General features: G+C 50.3%; 7 protein-coding genes. 5 read left to right on the top strand and 2 right to left on the bottom strand.

The genetic code is table 11. The annotated features are described in order from the left end of the window. Both NZ772_09340 and NZ772_09335 read right to left on the bottom strand, forming a co-directional pair. A partial coding sequence (locus NZ772_09340; protein MCS6813756.1) for an SRPBCC family protein occupies positions 1–631 on the bottom strand: 631 nt, incomplete at its 3' end. A gap of 188 nt (positions 632–819) precedes the next feature. Further along, entirely contained in the window at positions 820–1,647 is an 828-nt protein-coding gene (locus NZ772_09335) for a photosystem II manganese-stabilizing polypeptide (GenBank protein ID MCS6813755.1), read from the bottom strand. A gap of 218 nt (positions 1,648–1,865) precedes the next feature. Here NZ772_09335 and NZ772_09330 point away from each other — a divergent pair, with 218 nt between their 5' ends. The 5 genes from NZ772_09330 to NZ772_09310 all read left to right on the top strand — a co-directional run. Continuing rightward, positions 1,866–3,419, top strand: a complete 1,554-nt coding sequence (locus NZ772_09330) for a serine/threonine protein kinase (GenBank protein ID MCS6813754.1) — start codon at positions 1,866–1,868, stop codon at positions 3,417–3,419. 194 nt (positions 3,420–3,613) lie between these two features. Continuing rightward, positions 3,614–5,551 (top strand): chromosome segregation ATPase, encoded by a 1,938-nt coding sequence (locus tag NZ772_09325; protein MCS6813753.1) that lies wholly within the window; start codon positions 3,614–3,616, stop codon positions 5,549–5,551. A gap of 150 nt (positions 5,552–5,701) precedes the next feature. Next, the gene (locus NZ772_09320; protein MCS6813752.1) at positions 5,702–6,442 is read left to right on the top strand and encodes a sulfite exporter TauE/SafE family protein; all 741 of its coding nucleotides are present in this window, start codon (positions 5,702–5,704) and stop codon (positions 6,440–6,442) included. A gap of 129 nt (positions 6,443–6,571) precedes the next feature. After that, complete coding sequence (phnD, locus tag NZ772_09315) at positions 6,572–7,609, top strand: phosphate/phosphite/phosphonate ABC transporter substrate-binding protein (GenBank protein ID MCS6813751.1); 1,038 nt, start codon at positions 6,572–6,574, stop codon at positions 7,607–7,609. Positions 7,610–7,639: 30 nt separating this feature from the next. After that, positions 7,640–8,062, top strand: a 423-nt coding sequence (locus tag NZ772_09310) for an ATP-binding cassette domain-containing protein (GenBank protein ID MCS6813750.1), incomplete at its 3' end; no start/stop codon positions are given.

Genomic DNA, 8,062 nt, shown 5'->3' with positions numbered 1-8,062 from the left:
GTCGTCGATTCATTTCATCACGCAAAGCCGCCATCGTATCTGCAAGCACATTTCTGTATATGTCGTTGAAGGCATCGCGCGGCGTGCCATCGGTTGGTTGTGCCCTAACTTGGTGAGTCACCAAGATTTGGTTGGGTTTTGCCCCTGGATAGGGAGCAACTGGTTCTAAGAGCCAGAACCCCTCCATGCTGGCTAGATCACCGTCAATCAGTTGAAAGTCAATGCGCTCTTGCCCAGTTTCTCTGGTGCTGTAGCGAATCCGAGATTGAATGGTAAACAAGAAAATTTGCTGTTGACTCACCTGTTCAACAATTTTGCCGTCTGTTTTCGTTTCTAAGACTTTGCTGGAGACAACGCCAGGTAAAAAGTCTGCGAAGCGATCGTAGTCTGTAAGCACCGTCCAGACTAACTCTGGCGCAACATCTACCAATACTCGCGCTGTGTAGTTGCCATTGTCGCCTGTCAGCACTACTTTGCCTTGGCGTAGACTTACTCGTTCTGCTACGGGTAGGCGATCGACTGGCCCATTAAACAGCCCTGCCTGCACAGGTGCCACCAACAGTCCATGCCCCAGAGCTACCAGCAAGGCAGTCTCTATGAATCGCCGGTACAGTCGCTGCTCTACTATCATCTGTGTTAACCAGCTTCCCATGTAATGCTCTAGTCCCTTGAAAACACGTTTCCCATCATAGTCCTTGACTGCGATCGTTACCCAAGGTTGGAGAGCTTGTCAAAAAAATTGCCCCTAGAACTAGGGGCAACCACACCAACCAACTTTAAAAGAATGACAAAAGAACAACCAATGCCCAGCGTATCTAACTATGCAGCAGGTTCAACACGACCATAGAATACACCAACGATCTTAATATCGCTGGGTTCCTTAGACCCCATATCAGTTTCGGAGGGTTGCTCGCTCACAAAATTACCAGCAATTTCACCCGTAGTGCTATCTACCCGAGTAACTTGGAGAGAAATCTTACCCTTGCCGACTTCAAAGGATTTGACATTCTCCCGCACAAGTTCCTCACTATCAGCACGAGCTGGCAGGGCGACTGCATTATCATAACCAGCCGTCAAGCCTCGACCTTTCGGATCCAAGAAATTTGATGTCCGGTAAGAGGGTACTTTGAACGTGCCTTCAAAATCAGTAGAGGTAGTGACTGCATTCAAACCCGCTTGAGTAGTTGCCACTAGTTCCTTGATTGTAAACAGCAGTGGAAACTGCTCGCGTCCGGGTAACTGAACGGTTACTGGCTGGAAGTCGAATCCATCCTCTTCGATGAAGGTTAAGCTGCCATCAGAGTTGATTTTAAGCTTGCCCTGAACTTGGTCAAGTGAAGTTGTTTCACGAGTTATCAGCTTAGCTGGCACATATTGGGCAGTTTGTCGCTTACTAACGGGTTCTTCCTTCACGTAGAACTCATTCGGCTGGAGGCACAGGGATGTAATGACATAAGATTTACTAGGATCAAGTGGAATTGACCCCCGGCTAGTAGCCGCTATTTCAGGACAAAGGTTAGCCAACCCTGTATCCTTAATCTGGTCGTAGGTCAGTTGAGACCTATCGACTGGGGTATCTCCACCACAAGCAGTCAGCAGACTCAGGCACAACGCCAGAACAACAGCAACTAACGCACGATAATTCATATATGAACCTCAATACACCAATGGATCTCTTAAAATTTGAGGGGCTACTGGCACTATTAAGACGTTGAGGCGACGAATCGCCAGCAGCCATTCAGCCAGATACCTACAGAGTATTTTACATGGCTATGTCCACTGTGATTGGTCATTATTCGTCATTGGTCATCGGTCACTAGTCATTGAAAAAACACGGTAACAACAGTCAGCAACATGACAGGCAAATGACTATCTCATTAACTCCAGGATCTACGATCGCACAACGCTACCGAGTGGTTCAGCTTCTCGGAGAAGGGGGATTTGGGCGTGCCTACTTGGCGGAGGATCTCAATCGGTTTGGGGAGTTGTGCCTCATGAAAGAGTTTGCTCCCCAAGTGCAAGGGGCTGATGCATTGGCAAAGGCACGAGAACTGTTTCAGCGAGAAGCTGGAGTGCTCTACCAGCTCAAGCACCCTCAAATTCCAGAGTTTCGAGAGCTGTTACAGGTGCGTTGGCAAGGGCAAGAGAGCCTTTTCCTTGTACAGCAATACATTCAGGGGGTGACCTACTGGGAGTTGTTGCAGCAAGGTAGGCGATTTGAAGAAGCTACGATTCGCCAACTGTTGCTAGATATTTTGCCAGTGCTTAGCTACATTCACGATCGGGGTGTCATTCATCGGGATATTGCACCCGATAACCTGATTCAACAGGCGGGCACGGGCAAGCCAGTGCTCATTGACTTTGGTGGAGTTAAGCAGGTGGCCATTTCTGCTGTTCACCACTTAGCCCATCAACCTATGCCAACCCATCTCTTCAAGGCAGGCTACACACCACCTGAGCAGATGCGTGGTTATGTTCAACCAGCCAGCGACCTTTATGCCCTAGCAGTGACGATGTTGGTGTTACTAACAGGGCGGCCACCCACTGAGTTATATAACAGCTATCGCGGCGATTGGCAGTGGCAGATGATCCCTATCAGTCCAGAGTTGCGATCAGTGCTAGCCCGCATGTTAGCCGACCGCATAGAGAATCGGTATCCTACAGCAGAGGCTGTCATTCAAGCCCTAACTAGCGCTACACCTCTGCCTGCCAAAACCATGGCCCGCAGTCGTCTCATGAATCACTTGACAGCATTGCCGACCCTAGTTGTGTCTCCTTGGCGACAGCGTACTGTCTATGGGGGTCATCAGGATTCCCGATCGGCTCCAGTACCTACCCAATCCTATGAAACCGAAGCTAATGGATCCCTATGGACAGACCTTAGGGCTGGGCTAGGAATGCTGGTGAGAGTAACTTGGTGGACATTGCGGACAACTGTGCTACTGTTGCTCTGGGTGATCAAGGCGGCTGGACTCCTAGTGGAATTTTTGTTTAACAGTGCTGAGTTCGTCTATCGCACTATCACTTTACTGTTAGCCTTAGCAGTTATTGGAGGATTGTTTGCACTCACTATGGTTCTTCGGGGAGCTTGGCAACCGCCAGACTGGTTCAAAGTCCCCTCTAGCAAAGCGCCTAAGTTACAATTCCCTAGTCTTAAGTTCCCAGACCTGAATTGGCCATTCCGTTCATCGGCCCAGTCTTGTCAACAACGAGTGGTGGCTCGTTACAAAGCGCTGAAGATTTCAGCCGAGGAACTGCGATCGCTGTATCGCCGTGTGGATGAGCAGTTGTATGCTCGCTACCCAGAGTTGCAGGGACGACCACTCACAGAACGTCCAGAGGATGATCGCTTTCGTCAAGTTTGGTGTCAACTTGCGGATAGTGTACTAGATTCCATGGAGAAAGACCGTAACCCATAAATTGGCTAGTTTCAATCAAACTGTCAGGGATTGAGGTGAACGATCATTGGTAATCTGGTTACCATTGGCTTAGTCTTCAGTATAGTTTTCAAGCAATGTAGCTATTCCCCCTTGACAAGAATGACTCGCTCCCGCAATTTAGTGCTATGCTCTTGCCCTTAAGACCACACCGTTTACCTAGTTGAGATAGGGCTATGCCAACTGATCGTGGCGTTTCCGAATGGACCCCTCAGTCCTACCCTGCCAGTCCTTACCATGACCCTAGTCTGATGGGGTACTCCGACTACATGGACGATCGTGACGATAATGATGCTCTTGCACCTGAGCTAGACGAGGAGGCAGAGGCTGACCAACAGCATCCCATGCAATGGCTAACCCATTGGCAAGTATGGGGTGCGGCAGCAGTGGTGGTGTTTACTGGCACAGGTTTTTTTGCTGCTGCTAATCTACTGCACCTACCAGCCGTAGCTAATTGCCCTGCTATCTTTTTACCCACAGCCTCTGCGTCTATGCGGTTGTCTTGTGCTAGGGCTGCGGCTGAAAAAGGCACACCTACGGGCTATTTGGAGGCGATTAACCTGGTTAATGGTCTACCTAAGAACCATGCCCTGCGGCCTCATATCGATGACATGATCCAGCAGTGGGCAAAGAGCTACCTCAATCTGGCAGAGAAGGCTTTTCAAGAAGGGCGGATTCGAGATGCAATCGAGGCAGCACGACGCTTGCCCAAAACTGTCCCTGCCTATAAGCAAGTGGATGGGTTGATCCAAAAATGGCAGAGTATTTGGCAACGGGGAGAGCTAATCTTTCAGGCAACGGAAGCTGCTATGCGAAAGCGAGACTGGGGCAAAGCCTATGCTCTGGCAGCTCGACTGTTGATGGTAGAGAATGAGTATTGGTCAACGGTGAAATATCGAGAGTTATCAGGCAAAATTTTGCTGGCTCGTCAGACCAATACCAAGATTAACCGGGCGATGATGTTGGCAGAAGCAGGAGACGTGGACAGCTTACTAGAAGCGATCGATCTGCTGGCCACTATTGACAAGTCAGATTATCTCTACGCAGAAGCCCAAAAGGAACTCAAGAAAATTAGCTTGCAGTTGTTGGCGATCGCCCAAACCAGCCTGGACAACCAAAATTACCAGGATGCTATGGATATCCTGCGTAGAATTCCTGAAAGTGCTGGCCTGCAAGACGAAATCAAAGACTTTACTCTACTGGCAAACGCCCAGTCTAAGGCATGGAAAGGCAGTATTGCCGACTTGCAAGATGCTATCACCCAGGCAGAAAAGATTAGTGTTCAAAGCGCTTTGTATGGTGATGCTCAGCGCATGATTAAACGCTGGCGCAACGATATTGATGCTGTCAACCGTCTAGCCATAGCCCAGCAGCTAGCTGCCTCTGGCGATCCAGCAGGGTTAGCCAGTGCTATTTCTGAAGCTAGCCGCATTTCTGACAATAGCAACCGCTGGAAAGATGCCCAGAAAAAAATTGATAACTGGCGACAGCAGTTGGAATCGCTGGAAGATCGGCCCATCTTAAATAATGCCAAGGCGCTGGCCTTAGCTGGTGATGTAGCAGCATTGAGTGCAGCGATCGCCCAAGCTAGCCGAGTGCAACCTGGTCGGGCGCTTTATCCTGAAGCACAGGAGCTAGTGAAGGCGTGGAGAGGACAGATTGAAGAATTTGAAGACCGCCCAATTTTAGATCGAGCTTTGGAGCTAGCGAATAACGGTCGATTTCCAGAGGCGATCGTGGTTGCGGAACAAATTGGCTCGGGACGCTCTCTCTCTAAGGAAGCTCGTCGCCATCTGCGAGTGTGGCGCGACCAAGTTCAAGGGCAAGAACGCTGGGAACAAGCCCGTCGTCTCGCTGCATCTGGCTCAGTGGCTGATTTGCAAGAAGCTGTTCGCATTGCAGGCCAAGTGCCTGAATCTAGCACCTATAGTGCTCAAGCAGGAGCGGCTGTTGACCAATGGAGTCGGCGGCTGCTGTCCATTGCCAATGAGCGGGCACTGCAAGCAGACTTCATTGGTGCGATCGCCATTGCCAGTCAAATTCCAGCCAGCACGAGTACCTATGCTGAGGCTCAAGAGCGTATTGCTCTCTGGCGCAGTCAACTCAGCCAGTAGTTATTGACCTTACTAGTCTCAACCTGCCATTAACCCGGTCGAGAGGAGTAACTATCAGTCATGACTTTACATTTCTTCAACCTGAGTAACTTAAGTTAACGATTTAAGTTAATGTTAAGTAACCTGTAACAACTGTTGAACGAAATAGTTATGAGCCTGTTGCTATTAGGACTAGTTAGCTTTGTTGCCTGGTTCATCAGTATGTTGGCAGGGGGCGGCAGTCCGCTGGTGTTGATCCCCTTAGTGAATATTCTGTACGGTTCCCAAGCAGTTGCCCCTGTGATCACCATCGGCATGTCGATCGGCAACGCCCAACGCACCCTCTTCTTCTGGCGAGCCATCGACTGGAAGGTGACCCTGTGGCACTTACCCGGCTCTCTATTGGGATCTGTATTGGGTTGCTTGGTCTTCACCCAAATTCACCTAGAATGGCTGCAAGTGGTGATCGCCATTGCCTTGATTTTGATGGCGGGAAATTTTTGGTTTGGCGATCGGCAGCGCCCCTTCCAAGTGCGAGCGTGGCAGTTTATGCCCCTAGCATTTCTCAATGCCTTTGGTTCCGGTCTTATTGGTAGTACTGGCCCTATTCTGAATCCACTTTACTTGAATTATGGCTTGGAGAAGGAACGCATGATTGCCACCAAGTCAGTCAATGTCGTGATTATCCACGTAGTCAAAATTGCTGTTTACCTGTCTTTGGGTGTGCTGAACTGGCCCTACGTGGCCTATGGGTTACTGATTGGTTTTGCCTCCATGCCTGCAAATTGGTTGGGTAAACTCGTGCTCGATCGTATGAGTAGTGATCAATTCCGCCGTGCTGTACTGGCGTTCGTAGCCTTCAGTGGTGTATTCATGCTCTGGCAGCAGCGAGAGCTATTATTGGTTTGGTGAGTAGTTTGGTAAGGTCGAGCAGACACTTAACTGGGCTGCCTAGTTGCTCAAGTTTAAACCCATCTTAATATTCAGGACTTACGCTAGCAGCATGTCGTTAATCTCTAGCAAGTTTCTAGAAGCAGTCCTATGATTAGGCTTAATCGTCGCCGTTGGCTGCAACTATTGGCAGGGTTGACTACTGCTAAGGTGCTAGCAGCTTGTACGCAGTCTACTTCCCCTAGTGGCACGACCAGTGGAACAAGTCCATCTCCACAGTCACCAGCGGCGGATTGTCCGCGAGGCGAACTCAACCCGCCTTTCTGCGATCGCGATGGCGACATGGTGGCAGATGCCCCCCAAAATCCCTCCGAGTTCGTCAACCCCGATACGCTGATCTTTTCCTACACTCCCGTCGAAGACCCAGCCGTCTATAAAGAAGTTTGGGCTGGCTTCGTTGCCCACCTGGAAAAGGTTACAGGCAAACCTGTTTCCTTTTTTGCTGTAGACTCCAACGCAGCCCAGCTAGAGGCCATGAAAGCGGGTCGGCTGCATGTCACAGGCTTTAACACGGGCAGCGTCCCCCTAGCAGTAAATGCTGTTGGATTTGTGCCCTTCGCCATGATGGCAGCAAAGGATGGCAAGTTTGGCTACGAGATGGAAATTATCACCCATGTGGATAGCCCTATCAAAACTGTTGCTGATTTGAAGGGTAGACAGTTAGCGTTCACTACCCAAACCTCGAATTCTGGGTTCAAGGCACCATCGGCGCTGCTGAAGTCAGAGTTTGGGCTGGAGGCAGAGAAAGACTTCAAGCCAGTATTTTCCGGCAAGCATGATAACTCGGTGCTAGGGGTACAGAACAAGGATTACGAGGCAGCGGCGATCGCCAACTCTGTCAAAGACCGGATGTGTGCACGGGGTGCTGCTGATTGCTCCAAGTTTCGGATTCTCTACACCTCGAAAACCTTCCCCACCACTGCCTATGGCTATGTGTATAACCTAGATCCTGCCCTGGTTGCCAAGGTCAAAGAGGCATTCTTCAGCTTCGAGTGGAAAGGATCGGGCTTGGAGAAAGAATTTGGCAAGGAAGGTGAAGAACAGTTCATCCCCATTTCCTACAAGGAAAAGTGGGAAGTGGTGCGCCAAATCGACAAAGCTATGGGAGTGGAGTACATTCTCAAGTAGGCTTGTCAGCATTCCTTTCTGGTAATGTCTATGTTGCGGCTCCATCGTCTTACTAAGCAGTACGCCGACGATCGCCCCCCGGCTCTAAACCAAGTCACCCTAACCGTGCCCACAGGCCAGGTAATGGCGCTAATTGGAGCATCGGGGGCAGGCAAAAGCACCCTAATTCGATGTGTGAATCGGCTGGTGCAGCCAACCTCTGGCGAAGTGTGGCTAGACGATGTGGAAGTAACGCGATTGCCGCCCCGCGCCCTGCGTCGGGTGCGCCGCCAGATGGGGATGATTTTCCAGAACTATGCCCTGGTGGATCGGCTTACCGTCATGGAAAACGTGTTGGCAGGGCAGTTGGGCTATGTGAATGCGTGGCAAAGCTGGTGGCGACAGTTTCCTCCGGCTACCATTACGGCTGCCCTGCAACTGCTGGAACAGGTCGGTCTGGCAGATTTGGTGAAT

This window comes from Cyanobacteriota bacterium (assembly GCA_025054735.1).
GTDB lineage: Bacteria > Cyanobacteriota > Cyanobacteriia > SKYG9 > SKYG9 > SKYG9.
This window is presented reverse-complemented; position numbering and strand designations above follow the sequence as displayed.

Excerpts from the sequence above, each read along its gene's own strand:
- NZ772_09335 (MCS6813755.1), bottom strand. The coding sequence starts at position 1,647 with ATGAATTATCGTGCGTTAGTTGCTGTTGTTCTGGCGTTGTGCCTGAGT.
- NZ772_09330 (MCS6813754.1), top strand. The coding sequence starts at position 1,866 with ATGACTATCTCATTAACTCCAGGATCTACGATCGCACAACGCTACCGA.
- NZ772_09325 (MCS6813753.1), top strand. The coding sequence starts at position 3,614 with ATGCCAACTGATCGTGGCGTTTCCGAATGGACCCCTCAGTCCTACCCT.
- NZ772_09320 (MCS6813752.1), top strand. The coding sequence starts at position 5,702 with ATGAGCCTGTTGCTATTAGGACTAGTTAGCTTTGTTGCCTGGTTCATC.
- phnD (MCS6813751.1), top strand. The coding sequence starts at position 6,572 with ATGATTAGGCTTAATCGTCGCCGTTGGCTGCAACTATTGGCAGGGTTG.